Here is a 19391-nt window from a genome sequence, read left to right on the forward strand (position 1 = left end):
CCGCGTGGTGCTGGTGTCGCGAGGGTCGGGCGAGGGGGCCGCGTGGTGCTGGTGTCGCGAGGGTCGGGCGAGGGGGCCGCGTGGTGCTGGTGTCGCGAGGGTCGGGCGAGGGGGCCGCCTGGTGGTGGTGTTGCGAAGGTCGGGCGAGGGGGCCGCCTGGTGGTGGTGTTGCGAAGGTCGGGCGAGGGGGCCGCCTGGTGGTGGTGTTGCGAAGGTCGGGCGAAAGGGCCGCCTGGTGACGGTGCCGCGAAAGGCCGCGCGAGGAGAGGCCGTGCCTGCCCGGTGATGTCGTAAACGATTCAGCTCCAAGGGGCGCTGCACCGCCTGCGCCCCCTGGCTGAAACGCGGCAGCGCGCACCCGCGGATGGTGTTGGGCGACAGCGCGTGTCGGTGTGGTCACCCCGTCATTCCGGATTCGTCGGACGACGCAGGCGGGGGTGTGGGGCCAGCGTGGCTGATGTGCCCGATCCGTAGGCATTTCGGCATAGACGCGCTCCAATTGCCTGTTGCATTGGTCAGACGTGTGACCTACGCTCCCAGTAAGAATTTCGGGGCGATTAACAAAGAGTGCGGTCGGGGCGACGGAAAGTCCCCGCCGGCCCTTAGTGGCGTCGCTGTTCCGTACTCGTCGCTCGATACGCACTTTGGGCACCACATCGACGACCAGTGAGAGGAACAGTCGTGAAGTCAGCCATATCCACCGCTCGAATGTCATTGTTGGCGGTGGCGGCGCTCATCGCCGCCACACTGCCGGCCGTGCTGACAAACCAGCTGCCGGCCTCGGCCGCAGTCCAGGCGACCTACTATGTCGCCCCGGGCGGTGACGACGCCAACCCGGGAACCCTGCAATCGCCGTTCCGGACCCTGCAACGTGCGCGGGACGTCGTTCGTACGATAAACGCGAGCATGACCGGCGATGTCAACGTCTACCTCCGTGGTGGAACCTATCCGGTGAGCAGCACCATCGAATTCGGGCCGAGCGACTCCGGCACCAACGGATACCGGGTCATCTACGGTGCCTACCCCAATGAGAAGCCGGTCCTTGACGGTGCTGTCCAGGTGACCGGCTGGACCCAGCACAGCGGCAACATCTGGAAGGCGCCGCTGAACCGGGCCAACAAGCTGCGGGCGCTCTACGTCAATGACAAGCGCGCGTACATGGCGTCGAAGACGATCAGCTCGGCGGGCTGTTACGGGACCTACAACATCACCGCCAACCAGGCCTCGTGGGCCTGGGAGTCGGGCTCACAGTGTGACGGCGCCAAGTACAGCCTGAACGATTTCCCGGCTGTCGGCAGTAATCAGGACGATATCGAGATCGAGACCGGAACGACCTGGACCACGGCCATCGTGGGAGTTCGCCAGGTGACCACGAGTTCCGACGGCGCGAACCGGGTCGCCCTCTTCCAGCAGCCGGGTGCGGCCATCGCGCAGGGCGCGTTCAACGGCAACGCCCAGGTCGGTGGGACCCACAAGCTCATGAACGCGTACGAGTTCCTGGACGCCCCCGGGGAGTTCTACTTCGACAAGGGCACCAGGACGGTCTACTACTACAAGGCCAGTGCCGAGAACATGTCGACCGCGACGGTCTACGCGCCGAACAACGTCACCACCGTGCTGCGGGTGGCCGGCACCTCGACGACCAGCCACGCGCGCAACATCACCTTCTCCGGCCTGACGGTGCAGCACTCCGACTGGAACCTGGTCAACGTCGCCGGATCGTCATTCAAGCAGGCACAGCAGGGCAACCTGAGCGCAAACGTGTACGCCAAGGGGAACTTCCACGTCTACTACTACCGCAACGTCGACGTGACTCCCGGCATCATCCACCTGCAGAACGCCGACGGGATCCTCCTGGAACGCAACCGGATCCAGCACACAGGTGCCGGCGGAATCAACATGATCAATGACGTGCAGAGCACGCAGTTGATCGGGAACCACACCAACGACATCGCCGGGTCCGCCATCACCGTCGGTCATCCCCAGCACGTCTACATCGGAGACGGCACGTCGACCAACCGAGAGAAGTACTCCGCGTCGGTCGAGGGACTACCGAAGAACATCGACATCAAGAACAACTTCATCTACGACAGCGCGGTCCTGTTCAACGGGCACAGCCCGATCTCGGCGTACTTCGCCGACACCCTCACCATCCAGCGCAACCGGATCGAGAAGACCCCGTGGTCCGGCATCACCCTCGGCTGGGGCTGGTGGAACTTCGACGGATCGTCGGGCTCGATCGTGCCCAACCGACCGACCACGACGGCGCGAAACAACACCATCAGCTACAACCACATCATCGACACCGTGCAGCGTCTCAGCGACACGGCGCCCATTTACACGCTCGGGAGTCAGCCCGGCACCACGATCACCAACAACTACCTCCAGGGTGTTCCGTCGGGCCACAAGTACGGACTGCACCCGGACGAGGGGTCGGCGTTCATCACGTTCCGCGACAACGTCCTGAGTATCGACAAGAACGTCACCTGGATGATCAACTCGGACGACTTCGGGCGGAAACACGATCTGAGCATCACGCAGATCTACGGCCCGATCAACAAGGTGTCGAACAAGAATCTGCCGAACAGCACGGTCGCCGACATCATCGTCTCCTCCGACTATGTATGGCCCGCGACGGCCTACGGCATCGCCGCGAACTCCGGCCTTGAGGACGCGTACCGCGACATCATCCCGGCGAGCAATTTCTCCGCGCCGAACTACGTGCTGCCGGCCAGCACATTCGTCACCAGTGCCACGGCGTCGATCCCGATCCGGAGCCTCGGCGATGCCACCAAGTCGGTCTGGCTGGCCCCGTACGGCACGACCACCTTCATCGCCGGGGCGACGATGACCAGAGCGGCCGGCACCGCCACGTCCATCGCCGTGCCCACCACCCAGGGCGAGTACCGGCTCTACGTCGTCGACGCACAGGGCAACCGGTCGGCCGAGTCGACCTCGATCGTCCGACAGCAGCAGGGCGGCGGCAGCGGTACGGGGAGCGGACAGCTCGTGGGCGGCCAGTCCGGCCGCTGTGTCGAGGTGCCCAACTCTTCCACCACCAACGGAACTCAGACGCAACTCTGGGACTGTTCGAGCGGAACCAACCAGCGGTGGACCCACACGAGCGGCAAGCAGTTGACGGTCTACGGCAACAAGTGCCTGGACGCGTCCGGGGCTGGCACGGCCAACGGCACCCAGGTCATCATCTGGGACTGCCACGGTGGGCTCAACCAGCAGTGGAACGTCAACAGCAACGGCACCATCACCAACGCCCAGTCCGGGCTCTGCCTCGACGCCAATGGCGCCGCCACCGCCAACGGCACCAGGGTGATCCTCTGGTCCTGCAACGGCGGCACGAACCAGCAATGGGCGCTGCGTAGCTGACCGACCAGTCCCCGGGGCCAGGCCGACACGGGCCTGGCCCCGGTTACTTCTGGTAGCCGTAGTTGTCGCAGGTCCGGCGTCCCTGGACGCAGTTTTTGGTGCGCTTGTTCATGGTGGTGACGTCCCACATCACGAAGGCGTCGCCGTGCATCGACGAGGCGCTCTTGCCCTCCTTGTCGGAGGAGAGGTAGTAGCCCGCCGGGGTGCCCTTCGCCGGGTACTGGATGTCGAAGGTGATCGCCGGGATCCGGACCGGGTGGCTGCTCGGGCAGGAGTTGCCGCTGCCGTACGCCACATGGTCCTTGTGGTTGGGGCTGTCCAGGTGCTTGCCGTCCCAGCAGTCGGGGAACTGCATCATGAAGTGCAGCGTCGCGTCGCCCCCGCAGATGGGCCAGTTGCCGTTGGTGCTGCGGGCGATGCCGTCGAGGTCACCGGGGCCGTAGAAGGCGCAGTAGAACTGGCCGGTCGCGCCGCGCGGTGTCGGCTTCTTCTTCTTGGCGTCGCCGGAGATCATGCGCAGGCCGTTGGGCATCGGCATCTGACCTGTCGAGTTCTTCGCGAGCGAGCGGTAGTAGACCCGGAACCCGGTGGTCTCGACAGGCTTTCCGGTCGCGTTGTCGTAGAGCGTCGGCACCCAGTAGGCAGAGTGGTCCTGGACCGGCTTGCAGGAGGTGGCCGTGAACTTCGTCAGGTCCCCGGCGACGGTGTTCGCGTCGACGGCCTTGTTGCCGACGAACGAGTGCATGTGTGACGCGCCCGGTAGGCCGGGGGCGACGATCGGGTCGTCCGGTAGCCGGTGGCTGTACTGGCAGTCCGCCCGGAACTCCGGGAGGTTGCCCACACCGGACGGGACGGGGTCGATCTTCAACGCCCGGTACGCGTCGGACTGCGCCTTCCAGGCCGCACGATCGACCGGAACCCAGCCGGTTGCGGGAATCTTCGGCGCGGCGGCGGTCGAGGGCTTCGCGCCTGTCGACGGGGTCGCGGAGGCTGACGGCGTCGCGGGGGCCGACACCGCCACTCCTGGTGACGCCGACTGCCCGGCCGGTGAGGACGGGTATTCGAGGGCATTGGCAGCGTTCGACGGTTCGGGCTGCGCGGCACCGTTGCCCAGGTACACGCCCCCCGCCGCGATGACGAGTACGGCAGCCGCGCCGACGGCCACGCCCAGCCTGTTGCGGGCGAGCCACCCGGAAACGCGATGACGTGGCGGCGGCGGGCTTTCGTACGACACGTGTCGCTCCCAACGGGTAGACGCCAGGATGACCCGAACGGCCACGGCGGCCGAATGGTAGGCGCTTCCCGTCCGTACTCGGAAGGTCTTTAAACCTTCCTTAAAAGTACGCGGGCCGCCCGGCGGGTGTGGGCATCGACCGTCGGCCCCGACGGTCGATGCCCACACGTGGTGCCGTGTCGGTTCGGCAGGCGTCGTTACTTGGCGGCGCTCAGGGCGACCAGGGCCTGGGCGGTGCGGAAGTACGGGCTACGACCGAGGTCGCCCACGGTGGTGATGTTGAACGCCTCCTTGAGCAGCTTGGCGTCGCCAGCGCTGACGCCGGTGAGTGCGCTCACCGGGGAGTCGACCAGCTCGGCGAGGGTCTTGTCCTGGTAGGCCTTGACGACCAGCTTGCTGAAATCGGCGGTGACGCTCATGCGATCTCCTCGGAGCAGCAGGTGGGACATCCCACCCGGAAGTGGAACTAGCGGGTGAATTAGATCATCACGCGGAAGGACAATCCACAGAGGACTGTCACGCCTCGCGTGCGGCGTCCGTGGCCTTCGGCAGTCGATGCTCCAGGTCGGCGATGATCGTGCGCAACTGCGCCAACTGCTCGTGCACGGACGGCGCACTGGAGTCGTCGCTGACCTCCGGCCGGGCCGCACGCACCGCCGCTGCGCGCTCCTCCTGATGGGCCTCGTCCAGGGCGTTCAGGACCACCCCCACCAGGAGGTTCGTCAGCAGATAGCAGGCGGCGACCATGTACGAGACGTAGTACAACACCGCCCACTCGGTGACCTCCCGGCCAGCCTGGAGGGTGTCGGTGATGCCGTCCAGCGACAACAGCAGGAACAGCGTGAGCATCGCCTGACCCACCGTGCCGTACCGCTCGGGAATCGCCACACCGAACAACATCCAGCCGAGCATCGCGTACCCGTACAGCACGAGGACCGTGACCAGAAGGAAGCTGCCGAGCCCGGGAAGGCTGCGCCGGATCCCGACGAGGATCACGCGCAGGCTGGGGAAGAGGCGGAACGCGCGGACGATGCGGGCGAGACGCAACAGCCTCAGCATCGTGACGTTCTCGCGTACGCCGGGCATCAGTGGCGCCGCGACGATGAGCAGGTCGAAGACGTTCCACGGATCTCGGAAGAAGTCGCCGGGCCGGCGCAGGTGCGCCCCGAACCGTGCCAGGAGCTCGACCACGAAGTACGCGAGACACCCGTACTCGATTGTCTGGAGTGGGGTCCCGGCCACCGCGATCGTTCGACCGTACGTCTCCAGGCCCAGCGCCAACGCGTTGACGGTGATCACGAGGAAGCTGGCCAGACTGAACCAGGGGGCGGCTGTCAACTCCTGGCACGCATCGGCCAGCCGGTGCATCCGGCCGGGTACTGCGCTCGTCATCGTTCCTCTCGGGCCCGTTCGGGATCATGGTGCGGACCGGATCACCGCGCCGTCGGGGTCGCTTCGCACCTGTTGTTCGACAGGGGTGACGACGGTGGCGGCCACCGGCATCGATGGCCGCCGTGCGACACGTTGTCGGCTCGAGGTCACGCCTCCGGCGTGACCTCGGCCTGCTGGTCTCCGCTCGGAGACTTCTCCACCTCGTCCACCGCCGGCACGGACGTCGGCACGGTCCAGGAGAACTCGATCTCGACGGACACCTCCGTCTCGCTCTCCTGTTCGATCTCCAACTCGCACCGCACGGTGTCCGCCACAGACACGGCACCCGCCGCGCCGTAGAAGAGCCGCCCATCGGACTCCAACTGGTGCGCAAGCTGACGCAACCAGGCGGCCAGGTCCGAGCGTGACACCGTACGGGCGTCCTCGTAGATATCCATGCCGGCCATGCTCGCACTCCACAAGGGACTCACTGCGGAAGGGGCTTCGGCTGCGCGTGCGTTGGCGGCGTGGTATGGATCTTGTGGTGAGGGGTCGCCAGCAGGAGAAATGTCGGCGAGGCAGGTGCTGCCGGACTCCTGGTGGGTACTGGTGGGAGATGACATCGACCTGGAAACCCCACGAAAAGCACGGCGGCCTGTCGGACAAGGACAAGCGCGAGCTGCCGGAGAGCGTCTTCGCGTTCCCCGACAAACGCAAGGAGCCGATGACCGACGCGGGCCACGTCCGCAACGCCATCGCCCGGTTCGACCAGGTGCAGGGCGTCACCGACAAGGAGCGGGACCTGGCGTTTCAGAACATCCTCGCCGCCGCCGCGCACTACGGTGTCGACGTCGCGGAGACGAACTGGCGTCAACTCGGCAAACTCCCACACACCCCGAATCCCGCCCACTGACCTGACGCGCACATGATTCGGCCCCACTCGCCGGATAGGTCCGTCTCCGCTGGGTAAGCGGCGCGGATGCCCGCCACGCAGGAGCCGGCAACCGCCTCCGACCCGGACCCGCACGGGGAGTCCCGGGTCGGCCGAACCTGGGCCGGCCTACGCGAGCGAATGCGGTACGCGGTGCGCTCCCGCGTCTGGCGACTCCGCCTCTTCGGGCTGCTCGCCGTGCAGGCCGGCATCGCGGCGTCGCTCGCCTGGTTCGTGGGGTACCAGTTCCTGGACAATCCCACCCCGGTGTTGGCGCCCACCATCGCGGTCGGCATCGTGGCCGCCTCGATGGGCTCGCGCCTGCGGCGCACCGTCGAGCTGCTGGTCGGGGTCGTCCTCGGGCTCGCCGTGGGTGACACGCTCATGCCGCTGTTCGGCATCGGGGCCTGGCAGACCGGTGTGGTCGTCGTGCTGGCGATCATCGTCGCCGTGCTGTTCAAGGGCGGCGGTTCACTGCTCACCCAGGCCGGCGGCACCGCGGTGCTCATCGCCACCCTGGAACCACCCGTGCGGGACCTGTCCGTGCCCCGTTTCGTCGACGCCGCAGTCGGCGGGTTGATCGGGTTGGCGGTCGGTCTGCTGGTGGTGCCCATCCATCCGCAGCGGACCGTGCGGCGGCTGGCCGAACCTGTCCTCGACCCGGCCATCGCCGCCCTGCACGACCTGGCCACGGCGCTGCGCGTTCGTGATCTTGATGGTGCCCAGCGGAGCCTTGGCGCGTTGCGCGGCCTCGGCTCCCGGCTCAACGCGCTGGATGAGGGGCTCGGCGCCGCTCAGGAGGTCGTGCGACTGGCGCCACTGCGCTGGCGCGAACGCACGTCCCTGGCCTTCTACACCGACGCTGTCCGCCATCTGGAGCGCAGCCTCTACGGCTGTCGCGCGATCGCGAGACGGCTCACGAAGGCCCTTCGGGACGGCGAACCGATGCCTGAGGAGTTCCCCGCGGCCATCGACCTGCTGGCAGCCAGCGTGCAGACCCTGAGATGCTCGATCCGCGCGCGTGCCGAGCCGCGGGAGGCACGCCAGCAGGTCCTGACCGCAGTGGAGTTGGTCGGGAAGGCGCAGGGAGACGCTGCACCGGATCCCACCCGCCCGCACACACACCGGTTGGGCTACTCGGGCATGATCGCCGTGGGTGAGTTCCGTACCTCGGCACACGACCTGCTGATGGCCAGTGGGCTGGATGCCGGCGAGGCGGCGGTGTTGGTGCGGCGGACGGCGGACCGGGACGAGCGGGACTGAGCCCGGCCCGGCGCCTCCGCCGCCACTGCTGAGCGTCAGGTGGCCTTCAGCGATGCGAGGACGTCGAGGTAGTGCGGGTTCTTCATGACGCCCAGCACGTTGCCGAACGGGTCGACAACCGACGCGGTGACGAACCCTCCGTCCCCGTGCGGGGTGATCGGCTGGTACTCCGTGGCGCCCATCGCCAACAGTCGCTCGACTGTCTTGTCGAGGTCGTCGACGCACCAGTGCATGACCACGCCGCCAGGCCCTGTCGCGGTGCCTGCGGGTGCGTACCTGCGGTCGATGATGCCCAGCTCGGCCTGGTAGTCCCCGATGCGGAACTCGGTGTAGGCCGGGCGTCCGTCGGGCCCGGGGCGCGTGAAGTACGCCTCGATGCCGAGAAGGTCGGCGTACCACGCGGTGGCGGCCTCCACGTCGTCCGCCCAGATGTTGAGTGTGGCAAATCCCCGCAAACTCATCAGGTGTCCTCTCGTCGATGTCGTCGGTGCTGACGCTATCGGCGATTGCGGAAGGAGCGCTTCCGCAATCGCCGGCGGGTTCGACGATGCCGGGCTCCGGCTGTGAAATTGCTGAACAGTTCAACTAAATTGTTGCGCTGTCAACAACATGTGGCGAGGATGGTCGGGGAGTCCATCGATGCATTGGAGTGTGCCCATGCGAGCACGAGCAGCCCGGACCGGCGCAGTGTTGACCATGTCGGCGATCATGACCGCCGGGCTCGGCCTCCTGGCCTCGCCCGCCTCGGCTCAGGAAGCCGGCCTGACCTTCTACAGCGGGACCTTCACCACTGCTGTCCTGAACGTCCCGGCACCGACCGGCGCCTGCGCGCCACTGCCCTCGACCGCCGACAGTCATGTCGGTTGGAGCGGCTTCCAGGACGTCACCTTCTACCGGACCGCGGACTGCTCCGGGCAGGCGACGGGTGTGGGCACGCTGCGGACCTACCCCGCTGGGCAGTACACCAGCTTCCGCGCGATCTGAGACCACCGCGCACCCGGGACGGGGCCGCCGTTGACGGTACGCCCCGTCCCGGGCCGGGAGCTGACGCCCGGCGGGCCGCATCTTTCGTCGGCTGCCGGGTAGTCGCCGCCATTGCCAGCACGGATGGCGGGGGACAGCGTGGAGAGCTACCCGGCAGTCGAGAACCACGGTCTGATCGGTGATCTGCAGACCGCTGCGCTGATCAGCACGGACGGCACTGTCGACTGGTTCTGCGCGCCCCGCTTCGACTCGCCGAGCGTCTTCGGCGCGCTGCTGGACCACCGCAAGGGCGGACACTTCCAGCTCTCACCCGACGGTATCGACTACACGAGCAAGCAGCTCTACCTGCCCGGTACGCCAATCCTGATCACCCGCTTCCACAGCGCCGACGGTGTCGGTGAGCTGTTGGACTTCATGCCCGTCACCGGCGCGCAGGCCACCGATCGACACCGGTTGATCAGGCTGGTCCGCATGATCCGGGGAAGCATGCCGTTCCGCTTTGACTGTCAGCCCCGGTTCAACTACGGACGCGACCCGTTCGAGCTTGAGGTGCACCCCGAGGGCGACGTCTTCCGGAGCCAGACACTGACCTTCACCCTAGCCCCCTTCAAGGATGCGAAAGGGCTGATCGACGAGGGGGCGATCCGCCGCGACGCGCAGGGTGTATCGGCTCGGATCACGCTGCACGCGGGTGACATCGGCGGAGTGGTCCTGGAGACGGCCTGCCCGCACGCGCCCCGAGCATTCAGCACCGAGGAAGCGTGCGAACTGCTCGCCGAGACCCGCGATTTCTGGCGGCGGTGGGTGGGTCGTTCCCGATATCGGGGCCGTTGGAGGGAGGCGGTCGAGCGGTCGGCGATGACCCTCAAGCTGATGACGTACGCGCCAACCGGTGCGTTGGTCGCCGCGCCCACCGCGGGACTACCCGAGCAGATCGGCGGGCAGCGGAACTGGGACTACCGCTACACCTGGATCCGGGATGCGTCCTTCTCGGTGCACGCGCTGCTGAAGCTCGGCTTCACCGACGAGGCCGAGAAGTATCTGCTCTGGCTCGACGCGCGCATCCGGGACGCCCGCGACCCCGATCTGCCCCTGCAGGTCATGTACCGGATCGACGGCTCACCGGACCTGCCCGAGGAAGTGCTCGGCCATCTGGAGGGATACCGCGGCTCCGCACCGGTGCGGATCGGAAACGGCGCGTCGGGCCAGCTGCAACTCGACATCCACGGCGAGGCGCTCAATTCCCTGGAACTCGCCGACCGGAACGGCCTGATCGCTCCGTACGAAGGGTGGCGTAAGACGGCAGAGTTGATGGACTGGCTCTGCGAGCACTGGGACCGGCCCGAGGACGGCATCTGGGAGACCCGGTCCGGGCGGCAGGACTTCACGTACGGGCGGATGATGTCCTGGGTGGCGCTGGACCGCGCCATCCGCCTCGCGCAGCGCCGTGGGCGCCCCGGTGACACCACCCGTTGGACGACCGAACGCAACACCATCTACGAGCAGGTCATGACGCGTGGCTTCCACCCGGGTCGTCAAGCCTTCGTGCAGCACTACCGCACCGACATCCTGGACGCCTCGCTGCTTGCCATGCCCGGGCTCGGCTTCATCTCGCCGATGGATCCGATGTGGGAGTCGACGCTGCGGGCGATAGACGCCGAACTGGTCTCCGACAGCCTCGTCTACCGCTACGACCCGAACGCCTCGCCGGACGGCCTGGCCGGCACCGAGGGCACCTTCAGCATGTGCACCTTCTGGTACGTGCAGGCGCTCGCCCAGGCCGGCCGGATCGACGACGCCCGGTTGACCTTCGAGAAGATGCTCACCTACAGCAACCCGCTCGGCCTCTACTCCGAGGAGATCGCGCCGACCGGTGCGCAGATCGGCAACTTTCCGCAGGCGTTCAGCCACCTCTCGCTGATCAGCACGGCGACCCACCTGGACGACCTGCTCGACCAGCAGGGCTGACCGGCCCCGTCAGAACAGCGTGAGCGGCTCGACCGGGATCGGCTCGGGCAACGCGTCGAGCCCGGGTACGCGGGCCCGTACCTCGTCATGGAACCGGCGGGCGAGCGTCGGCGCGTCGGCGTTGTCCGGGGTGTGGATGAACATCGTCGGCGAACGCCCCTCGCGCAGCCAGGTGACTGTCACGTCGACCCAGCGTTGCCACCCCTCGACGGTGCGCGTCGAGTCGTCGCGGCCGAGGTAGCGGACGATCGGCTGGTCGGTCAGCGCGAGGGACCGGAGCGGCACGCGGGGCTTCTTGGTCCAGGCGTCCCGCTCGGCGTCGCTTGTCGGCGGAGTGTCGAAGAAGGCGGTCGTGTCGAAGGGGATCCACTCGGCGGAGGCGGCGGCGAGGGTCGCCGCGAGCAGCCGGGCCGCGCGGTCGTCGGTGAAGAACGCGGGATGGCGGACCTCCACCGCGTACCGGTGGGACTGTGGAAGCTGCTCCAGGAATCGGCCCAGTGCCGGGACGTCGACGGGCGCGAACGAGCCGGGTAGCTGGATCCAGAGGGCGTGGGCGCGCGGGCCGAGCGGCTCGATGGCGTCCAGGAAGGCGCGCAGCGGATCGCCGACGTCGGTGAGCCGGCGTTCGTGCGTGATGACCTTGGGCAGCTTGAGGACGAAGCGGAAGTCGGGATCCGTCTGCGCGGCCCACGAGGCCACGGTGTCGCGCGCCGGGGTCGCGTAGAACGTCGTGTTGCCCTCCACGGCGTCACACCAGCTGGCGTAGTGCCGCAGGCGCTCGGCGGGCGGCAACCGGTGGCCCGGCCACGACCGGTGGCTCCACATCGCGCACCCCACGTGCAGACGCATGACCGCCCTTCCCGCCGGTGAACCCGTTAGACCGGAGCCCACCGTATACGGGCCTTGCGGGCCCGGCCGGGCCGACGGTGCGGCAGGTAGGGTCCGACGCCATGCGCGTGCTGTTCGCCAGTCTTGCGTCCGTCGGTCACACCTATCCACTGATCCCGTTGGCGATCGCCGCCCGGGACGCCGGGCACGAGGTGCACTTCGCCGCCGGCGCGGAGGTGCACGCGCCACTCGCCGCGCACGGCCTGCGGCCGTTCCGCCCCGGCGACGCCTTCTACGAGGTGTACGCCGAGGATCTCGCACCGGAGTTGGCGCGACTGCGACCCGACCTGGTGGTGCACGAGTGGGGGCTGCCGGGGGCGGCCGTGGCCGCTCATCGGGCCGGGATTCCGGGCCTGTGGCACGGGTTCGGCCGGATGTTCCCCGAGGGCATCGGTCTGGAACTCCCCACCAGGAACGCCGAGGTCGTCGGCCGGCCGCACCTGGACATCTGGCCGCCGTCGTTGCAGGACAAGGACTTCCTCGCCACCGAACGTCGAATCGAGCTGCGACCGGTCGCCTTCTCGACTCCGGCGCCGCTGCCCGAGCGGGTGAGCCGTCGGACGTCCCGACCATTGATCTACCTGACCCTCGGCACCGCGTTCGGAACGCCGGAGCTGCTCCGCACCGCCATCGCCGGTCTGGCGACGCTGAACGCGCAGGTGGTGGTCGCGGCGGGCCGGGTGCCCCTGGAGCAGTTGGGCGAGATCCCCGACGACGTCAGCGTGCACCCGTGGGTGTCGCAGGCGGAGCTGCTGCCGCTCGTCGACGTGGTGGTGCACCACGGAGGCAGCGGCACCACCCTCGGCGCGCTCGCGGCGGGCGTACCCCAGTTGTTGATGCCGCAGGGCGCGGACCAGTTCGCCAACGCCGACACGCTCGCCGCCGCCGGCGTCGCTCTGCGGCTCCTTCCCGGCCAGGTGGACAAGAGCGCCATCGCCGAGCAGGCGCGCCTCCTGCTCCCGCAGCGCGGCCAGATCGAGCAGCGCGAGGCGGCCCGTCTGATCGCCGAGGAGATCGCCGCCATGCCCTCGCCAGCGGACGTCGCCCAGCTCCTGCCGGATTACATGGCCTGACCGAACGTCGAAGTCGTCAACTCAGGGTTGACGCGATACCTGCGTCAACCTATGGTTGACGCATGACAGATCCTCTCCAGATCGGTAACACCGTCAAGCTCGACGACCTGATCCAGGCGATCAAGACGGCGCACACCGACGCGCTCGACCAGCTCACCGACGCGGTCATCGCCGCCGACCACCTCGGCGAGGTGGCTGACCACCTGATCGGGCACTTCGTCGACCAGGCCCGGCGCTCGGGCGCCTCCTGGACCGACATCGGCCGCAGCATGGGCGTCACCAAGCAGGCCGCGCAGAAGCGCTTCGTGCCGAAGGCGACAGACGCGGCCGCGCTCGACCCCAACGCCGGCTTCGGCCGCTTCACCCCTCGCGCCCGCAACGTGGTGGTGGCCTCGCAGGAGGAGGCTCGGGCCAGCGGCAACGCCGAGATCGGCCCCGCGCACCTGGTGCTGGGCCTGCTGGCCGAGCCGGAGGGGCTGGCCGCCAGGGTGATGGCTGGTCGCGGGGCCACCCCCGAGGCGGTACGGGAGGCGGTCGGTGCCGTCCTCCCGCCGCGGGCCGAGCAGGTTCCGGACCTCATCCCCTACGACGCGCGGGGTAAGAAGGCGTTGGAGCTGACCTTCCGGGAGGCGCTGCGCCTCGGGCACAACTACATCGGCACCGAGCACATCCTGCTCGCCCTGCTGGAGCAGGAGGACGGCGCCGGCGTGCTCACCAACCTCGGCCTGGACAAGGCGGCGGTCGAGGCAGACCTGGCCGCCGCCCTCGCCGCCGCCGTCGGGGAGAAGTGAGAACCCCGGGTCAGACCGCCTCAGGGAAGCCGTAACGCAGGGCGTGCTCCGGATCGGCCCTGTCGATCTGGCGTACGCCCGCGTCGGCGAGGCGCTTGTTGACCTCGTCGAGCTGCTCGCGCACCAGGCGGGCCTCCTCCTCGGTGACCCGGCCCCGGTGTGGCCTGCCGGCGTGCTCAAGCGTGCCGTAGTCGATCTTCTCGACGCTCTTGCGGGCCTTGGGCGGGCGGACCCGCTCGGCCGTCTTCAACAGCTGCGCCATCGGCACGTCGGTGGCCATCGCGTCGAACTCGCTGGCGGTCAACACCACCCGGCGGGGCTCTCCGCCACCGTGCCGGTCGTGGATCTCCACCACCGCCACGTCCAGCGCGGCGTCGTCGATGTTCTCCACCTCGCCCGGGGTGGCGTCCAACTGCACAGGCCCGGCGACCAGGTCCGGGTGCTCCAGCACGACGACGCGGACCACCTCGTCGTCCTGCTGCAGAACCGTGCCGGTGAAGTCGGAGACGTGGATCGTCTTCTTGCCCATGCGCGGAGCTTCTCCTGTCGTAGGCCGGGATGGCGGACCACAAGAAATTACCCGACAGGTGTGCGAAAGCCGCCGCTGGACCTCCTCCGGTGTGTCGCCCCCCGGGCGAACGTCAGAGGCTGCCCTTTGGTGCCACCCACTCGGTGGGCTGCCCGGTGACAGCGGTGATGCGGTCGTAGTCGGCGTCGTAGTGCAGGACGGTCGCGCCGTGCTCTTCTGCGGTCGCCGCGATGATCAGATCGGGCAGCCGGAAGTTGCGGTGCTGGCTCTCGGCCGCGAGTAGGCGATGAACCGCCATGGCACGGTCCATCGCCGCTGTCGACACATCAATCCAGCGACCGCCGCGCAGTGCCTGCCAGAGGATCTCGTACCCCTTCGGGTGGGGTGCGTTGTTGAGGTATTCCAGGCTGGTCATGTGGCAGGCGGCGAGCCGCCCCTCGGCCAGAAGTGTCTCGAAGCGTCGCCGGACCGACGCGTGGCGACCCTGTAGAACATAGACCGAGGTGTCCGCAAGATAGATCTGACCACCCATCAGGCTGCCTCGGCGTCGCGCGCCTGCTCGGTAAGCGAGTCCAGGTCGCGGCCGCCACCGTAGCGCCAGGCGTCGACGGACCCGGAGAAGTCCATCTCTACCTGATCGAACGCAGCAACAATCTCGCGAGCCTGCCGGCGTATGGCGAACGCGTGCAGGGCCGCATTGATGGTGGCGACCTTGGTGTCGGTCCCAAGCACATCCTTCGCGGCGTCCAGCCACTCATCGTTCACGTCTACGGTGATACGAGTCATGGCGTGACGATACACCAGAATGCGTGTTGGGAAGGCACCAGATTAGAGGGATCCGTGGTGCGTCAGTGGGTGTTCAGGCGGTGCCGACTGGAGCTGCCGATGGGCAGCTTGTTCAGCCCGGCCCACGACAGGTCTCCGCTGCCGCTCGTCCGTGGGTTCCGGTAGCGCGGCTGGGGCGGATTGCCTCCGACGGCCTCGGCCGCCCGCCAGAGTCGCTCGGGGTCCTGCTGGTAGTGGTCGCTCGGCTGAATCGGCATGCGTTCACCGTCCCAAAGAAAGGTGTCCAGGTATGGAAATACATATGACGGTCGATTCATGTGCCTGGTTCCCGCACCGCTGGCCCACCCGGCCCTGACGTATCCTGCGCCCGGCCCTGCCGTCCGGCGTACGGTGATCGACGACGGGTCGGGTGACGGGGAGGTGCGCATGCTCGACCGGCGACTTCACCTGCACCTGGCGACCTGGCTCGGCCAGTGGCCGGCCGGGCCGGGGTTGCACGTGGTCGCCTCGCAGCGGCGGGCCGAACCGGCCTGGGACGGTCGGCTGCGCCCCGCGTTGGCCGTGGACACCGGGCAGAGCGCCGTGCTCTCCGTGGCACCGGACCGCGCGGAGGCGATCCGCGCGTTGCTTCGCCGTACGCCGGCTCGACTGCTCGCCGCGCTGCCGGAGGCCGTCGGCCGGCCCGAATTCTGTGTGCACGACGGCCCCTTCCGGTGGAGTGTGGCACCCGCGCCGCTGCCGGATGTGGGGGAGTGGACCGACCCGACCGCTCCCGGGCTGCCGCCCTGGCTGCGACTCTTCGATCGGCCGGTGCTGGTGGTCAGGGGCCCGGACGGGTCCTACCTGGCCGGTGCCGGGATCAAGCGGCACGACGCGTACGGGCACGAGTTGGCCATCGGCACCGTGCCGGCAGCCCAGGGGCGCGGCCTCGCCCGTCGACTGGTGGCCCAGGCGGCGCGGCGGGTGCTCGACGAGGGAGCGGTGCCCACCTACCTGCACGAGCGGGACAATCACGCCTCGGCCCGGGTCGCCGAAGCGGCTGGTTTCCCGGACCGGGGCTGGCGCGCGTACGGGGTCTATCCGCGCTGAGCGCGGACCGTGGATCCCGGGCCGGATCCACGGTCCGCAACCTCCCCCCAGGCCCCGGTACCGGGTGTAGCGGCCTCGCCGTGGGCGAGCCGCTACGTGTCGATCACGCTACGTATCGAACTGGCTCGAGGCAAGGTGGGAGCTGTCGGTTCGGAGTGTCGAAAACCAGACTTGACCTGCGGCTTCGCTGGCCGAGACCGTCGGTCGGGTCGGTGACGTAGCGTGCGGTCAGCGGGCCAGGCCGAGCGCCTCGGCCGCCGCGCGACCGTTGGCGTGGCTCGCGCCGTACGTGGTGACGAAGGCACGGACGCCCACTGGCCGCCACTGCGCCGGCCAGCCCATCTCCACCACGGTCACCGAATGCTGGGCCGCCAGGGCGGCGATCAGCTCCGGGCCGCCGGGCAGCCGGTGCAGGTGTCGCCCGACCAGCACGATGGGACGGTCGCCGGCCAGCCCGCGCAGCGTGGCCGGGTCGGTCTCGGTGGCGATCACCCGGATCTCCGGCACACCGTTCAGGTGGGGGCCGAGACCCCAGGGCACCCGGCCCTCGGCGATCGTCGACTCGGTGTGCAGTTGCACCACGAGTGGCTGGTCCAGGCCGGTGAGCAGGCCGTCCACCCGGACCGCGCGGCGCGCGGCCGCGTACCCCAGCTCGGTGTCTCCGGTGGCCGGCGACCCGCCGGCGGCCCGGGTCCAGGCGGCGAGGTCGGCGGCGCGGCCGGCCGCCTCCTCGACCCGCGCCCTGGCGAGCCGGCCGTCGGCGAGGGCGTCGACGATCTCGGCGGCCACCCGCTCGACCAGTTCGGCATCAACCTTCGCGCCGATGCAGAGCAGGTCGGCGCCTGCGCTCAGCGCGCGGACCGCGGCCGGTCCGACACCGCCGGCGGCCACGGCGGCACCCTTCATCTCCAGCGCGTCGGTGATGACGGTGCCGGTGAAGCCGTACTCGGTGCGCAGCAGGTCGACCAGGACGGCTCGGCTGAAGGTGGCCGGATCGGCGCCGGTGAGCGCCGGCACCCGGATGTGCGCGGTCATCACAGCGCGCGCCCCGGCGGCGACCACTGCCGCGAACGGCGGTAGGTCCCGCTGGCGGAGCAGGCTCAGCGGAGCGTCCACGGTGGGCAGCTCGTGGTGGGAGTCGGTGACGGTGGCGCCGTGCCCGGGGAAGTGCTTGGCGCAGGCGGCCACGCCGGCGGCCTGCAACCCGGCCACGGCGGCGGCCGAGTGGGCGGCCACCCGCACCGGATCCGCGCCGAAGGACCGGGTGCCGATCACCGGGTTGTCGTCGGCGGTGTTGACGTCGACGGTGGGGGCGAGGTTGACGGTGATGCCGAGCGCGGCCAGCTCGGCGCCGATCGACTGGTAGACCCGTCGGGTGAGTGCCACGTCGCCGATTGCCCCGAGGGCGGCGTTTCCGGGGTACGGGCTGCCGGTGGCGTGCGCCAGCCGGGTCACGTCGCCACCCTCCTCGTCGATGGCGATCAGCGCGTCCGGCCGGCCGGCGCGTAGCGCGGCGGTGCTCGCCGCCACCTGCGCGGGGTCGTGCACGTTGGTGCCGAACAGGGTGTGCCCGGCCAGCCCGTCGCCCAGCAGGTCGACCGCCCAGTCCGGCGGGACGGGTCCCGGGTACGCGGCGAGGAGCGTGCCCAGCGCCAGTCGGCGCAGTCCTGGATCCAACCCCACGTGATCTTCCCCCTTCGGTGCCCCCGCGGGTACGAAACGTCGTACCGGTGGTGGTCTTGGCCCTGCCGACTCGGCCGAGCGTCCCACCGCCGAGTGACCGTTACGCTACGGCTACCCGTTCGCAGGTTGGTTTACAGTTAGCAAAGTTTACTAAAACTAGAGGACGTGTCATGAGTGCGACCCGGCTGCCCGGCACCCCCCGCCTGTTGCGGGCGCTCAACGACCGTGCCGCGCTGGAACTGCTCCTCGAACGCGGCCCGCTGACCCGGGCTCGACTCGGCGAGCTGACCGGCCTGTCGAAGGTCACCGCCTCGCAACTGGTCGAGCGGTTGGAGGAGCGTGGCCTCGTCGCGCGGGTCGGCGAGCAGGCCGGCGGGCGAGGGCCGAACGCTCAGCTCTACGCGGTCCGCCCGGGCAGCGCGCACGTGGTCGGCGTGGACGTCGGGCCGGACCGGGTGGTGGCCGCGTGCGCCGACATCACCGGTGCGGTCATCGGTCGGGTGGAGCAGTCGACCCGGGACACCGACGACCCGGTGGGCGTGGTGCACAACGCCGTCGTGCAGGCGGCGAGCAGCGCCCAGGCGCAGCTGAGCAGCGTACGACGGATCGTGCTCGGCACGCCGGGCCTGGTCGACCCCGGCACCGGCGACATCACCTTCGCCTTCAACCTGCCCCGCTGGCACAGCGGTCTGCTCGCCGCGTTGCGCGACGACCTGCACACGCCTGTGGTCTTCGAGAACGACGTCAACCTGGCCGCGGTGGCCGAGGCGCAATCCGGTGCCGCGCAGGGGCTGTCGGACTTCGTGCTGGTCTGGGTGGGTGCCGGTGTCGGCCTGGCGATCATGCTGGGCGGGCGGTTGCACCACGGCAGCAGTGGTGCGGCCGGGGAGATTGGCTATCTGCCGGTGCCGGGCGCGCCTATCCCGCGCGACGTCTCGCGCCGCGCCAAGCCGGCCTTCCAGCAGTTGATCGGCGCGGACTCGGTGCGTGCGGTGGCCGCTGAGCACGGCTACCCGGACGCCGACGCCGCCGAGGCGGTGCGCACGGCCGTCGCCGCCGGTGCCGACGGCGGCCCGATGCTCGACGAACTGGCCCGTCGGCTCGCGCTCGGCGTGGCCAGCACCTGCGTGGTGCTGGACCCACCGCTCGTCGTGCTCGCCGGCGAGGTGGGTCAGGCCGGTGGCGCGGCGCTCGCCGACCGCGTGCAGCAGGAGGTCGCGGCGATCACCCTGGTGCAGCCGCGCGTGGTGCCGACCGGGCTGACCGAGGAGCCGATCCTGCACGGCGCGCTGCGCACCGCCCTGGACGCGGTGCGCGACGAGGTGTTCGGCTCCACCGTCGGCTGAGCCCGCTGCGGCGGTCATGTGAAGGAATATTTCACCGCACGTCCGGGCGGTGCAAGCTCTTGCCGCGTACC

20 protein-coding genes are annotated in these 19391 nt (G+C 69.2%); 9 read left to right on the top strand and 11 right to left on the bottom strand.

The window, feature by feature from the left end; all coding sequences use genetic code 11:
- Positions 1-708: 708 nt before the first annotated feature.
- Positions 709-3384 (top strand): RICIN domain-containing protein, encoded by a 2676-nt coding sequence (locus ACQP0U_RS06050; RefSeq protein ID WP_433316506.1) that lies wholly within the window; start codon positions 709-711, stop codon positions 3382-3384.
- Between the two features lie 43 nt (positions 3385-3427).
- Here the strand turns inward: ACQP0U_RS06050 and ACQP0U_RS06055 are convergent, their stop codons facing one another.
- The 4 genes from ACQP0U_RS06055 to ACQP0U_RS06070 all read right to left on the bottom strand — a co-directional run bounded on the left by ACQP0U_RS06055 (position 3428) and on the right by ACQP0U_RS06070 (position 6456).
- Positions 3428-4618 (bottom strand): DUF1996 domain-containing protein, encoded by a 1191-nt coding sequence (locus ACQP0U_RS06055; RefSeq protein WP_433316508.1) that lies wholly within the window; start codon positions 4616-4618, stop codon positions 3428-3430.
- Between the two features lie 197 nt (positions 4619-4815).
- Complete coding sequence (locus ACQP0U_RS06060) at positions 4816-5037, bottom strand: hypothetical protein (protein ID WP_145785213.1); 222 nt, start codon at positions 5035-5037, stop codon at positions 4816-4818.
- Positions 5038-5134: 97 nt separating this feature from the next.
- Positions 5135-6010: an ion transporter gene (locus ACQP0U_RS06065; RefSeq protein ID WP_433316510.1), complete on the bottom strand. Its 876-nt coding sequence runs from the start codon at positions 6008-6010 to the stop codon at positions 5135-5137.
- A gap of 146 nt (positions 6011-6156) precedes the next feature.
- The gene (locus ACQP0U_RS06070; protein WP_433316512.1) at positions 6157-6456 is read right to left on the bottom strand and encodes an amphi-Trp domain-containing protein; all 300 of its coding nucleotides are present in this window, start codon (positions 6454-6456) and stop codon (positions 6157-6159) included.
- A 149-nt stretch (positions 6457-6605) separates the two neighbouring features.
- Here ACQP0U_RS06070 and ACQP0U_RS06075 point away from each other — a divergent pair, with 149 nt between their 5' ends.
- Together ACQP0U_RS06075 and ACQP0U_RS06080 are read left to right on the top strand one after the other, a co-directional pair.
- Positions 6606-6902: a DUF6582 domain-containing protein gene (locus tag ACQP0U_RS06075; RefSeq protein ID WP_354943265.1), complete on the top strand. Its 297-nt coding sequence runs from the start codon at positions 6606-6608 to the stop codon at positions 6900-6902.
- Between the two features lie 66 nt (positions 6903-6968).
- Complete coding sequence (locus ACQP0U_RS06080) at positions 6969-8183, top strand: FUSC family protein (protein ID WP_433316514.1); 1215 nt, start codon at positions 6969-6971, stop codon at positions 8181-8183.
- A 35-nt stretch (positions 8184-8218) separates the two neighbouring features.
- Here the strand turns inward: ACQP0U_RS06080 and ACQP0U_RS06085 are convergent, their stop codons facing one another.
- Positions 8219-8644 (bottom strand): VOC family protein, encoded by a 426-nt coding sequence (locus tag ACQP0U_RS06085; RefSeq protein ID WP_433316517.1) that lies wholly within the window; start codon positions 8642-8644, stop codon positions 8219-8221.
- A gap of 196 nt (positions 8645-8840) precedes the next feature.
- Here ACQP0U_RS06085 and ACQP0U_RS06090 point away from each other — a divergent pair, with 196 nt between their 5' ends.
- Positions 8841-9167, top strand: coding sequence for a hypothetical protein (locus tag ACQP0U_RS06090; RefSeq protein ID WP_433316519.1), 327 nt, complete (start codon positions 8841-8843; stop codon positions 9165-9167).
- Between the two features lie 138 nt (positions 9168-9305).
- Positions 9306-11135 carry a glycoside hydrolase family 15 protein gene (locus ACQP0U_RS06095; protein WP_433320644.1) on the top strand — a complete coding sequence of 610 codons (1830 nt, stop codon included), beginning with the start codon at positions 9306-9308 and terminating at the stop codon, positions 11133-11135.
- Positions 11136-11144: 9 nt separating this feature from the next.
- On the opposite strand, the gene ACQP0U_RS06100 is transcribed toward ACQP0U_RS06095, so the two are convergent.
- Positions 11145-11960, bottom strand: a complete 816-nt coding sequence (locus ACQP0U_RS06100) for a DUF72 domain-containing protein (RefSeq protein WP_433320646.1) — start codon at positions 11958-11960, stop codon at positions 11145-11147.
- 125 nt (positions 11961-12085) lie between these two features.
- On the opposite strand from ACQP0U_RS06100, the gene ACQP0U_RS06105 reads away from it, so the two are divergent.
- Together ACQP0U_RS06105 and ACQP0U_RS06110 are read left to right on the top strand one after the other, a co-directional pair.
- A complete protein-coding gene (locus tag ACQP0U_RS06105) occupies positions 12086-13096 on the top strand; it encodes a glycosyltransferase (protein WP_433316521.1) in 1011 nt (336 codons plus the stop codon).
- Positions 13097-13158: 62 nt separating this feature from the next.
- A complete protein-coding gene (locus ACQP0U_RS06110; RefSeq protein ID WP_433316523.1) occupies positions 13159-13887 on the top strand; it encodes a Clp protease N-terminal domain-containing protein in 729 nt (242 codons plus the stop codon).
- A gap of 10 nt (positions 13888-13897) precedes the next feature.
- On the opposite strand, the gene ACQP0U_RS06115 is transcribed toward ACQP0U_RS06110, so the two are convergent.
- The 4 genes from ACQP0U_RS06115 to ACQP0U_RS06130 form a co-directional block, all read right to left on the bottom strand.
- Complete coding sequence (locus tag ACQP0U_RS06115) at positions 13898-14416, bottom strand: hypothetical protein (RefSeq protein ID WP_433316525.1); 519 nt, start codon at positions 14414-14416, stop codon at positions 13898-13900.
- 112 nt (positions 14417-14528) lie between these two features.
- Entirely contained in the window at positions 14529-14948 is a 420-nt protein-coding gene (locus ACQP0U_RS06120; protein WP_433316526.1) for a PIN domain nuclease, read from the bottom strand.
- Positions 14948-15202 (bottom strand): type II toxin-antitoxin system VapB family antitoxin, encoded by a 255-nt coding sequence (locus ACQP0U_RS06125; RefSeq protein ID WP_433316527.1) that lies wholly within the window; start codon positions 15200-15202, stop codon positions 14948-14950. Before ACQP0U_RS06125 ends, ACQP0U_RS06120 begins: the two co-directional genes overlap by 1 nt.
- A 62-nt stretch (positions 15203-15264) precedes the next feature.
- The gene (locus ACQP0U_RS06130; protein ID WP_433316529.1) at positions 15265-15459 is read right to left on the bottom strand and encodes a DNA repair protein; all 195 of its coding nucleotides are present in this window, start codon (positions 15457-15459) and stop codon (positions 15265-15267) included.
- 169 nt (positions 15460-15628) lie between these two features.
- On the opposite strand from ACQP0U_RS06130, the gene ACQP0U_RS06135 reads away from it, so the two are divergent.
- A complete protein-coding gene (locus tag ACQP0U_RS06135; protein WP_433316531.1) occupies positions 15629-16291 on the top strand; it encodes a GNAT family N-acetyltransferase in 663 nt (220 codons plus the stop codon).
- A gap of 228 nt (positions 16292-16519) precedes the next feature.
- Here the strand turns inward: ACQP0U_RS06135 and ACQP0U_RS06140 are convergent, their stop codons facing one another.
- Complete coding sequence (locus ACQP0U_RS06140) at positions 16520-17974, bottom strand: glycoside hydrolase family 3 N-terminal domain-containing protein (protein ID WP_433316533.1); 1455 nt, start codon at positions 17972-17974, stop codon at positions 16520-16522.
- Between the two features lie 170 nt (positions 17975-18144).
- Here ACQP0U_RS06140 and ACQP0U_RS06145 point away from each other — a divergent pair, with 170 nt between their 5' ends.
- Positions 18145-19320: an ROK family transcriptional regulator gene (locus tag ACQP0U_RS06145; protein ID WP_433316536.1), complete on the top strand. Its 1176-nt coding sequence runs from the start codon at positions 18145-18147 to the stop codon at positions 19318-19320.
- Positions 19321-19391: the final 71 nt, after the last annotated feature.

The organism is Micromonospora sp. CA-269861, from assembly GCF_050948505.1.
Lineage (GTDB): Bacteria > Actinomycetota > Actinomycetes > Mycobacteriales > Micromonosporaceae > Micromonospora.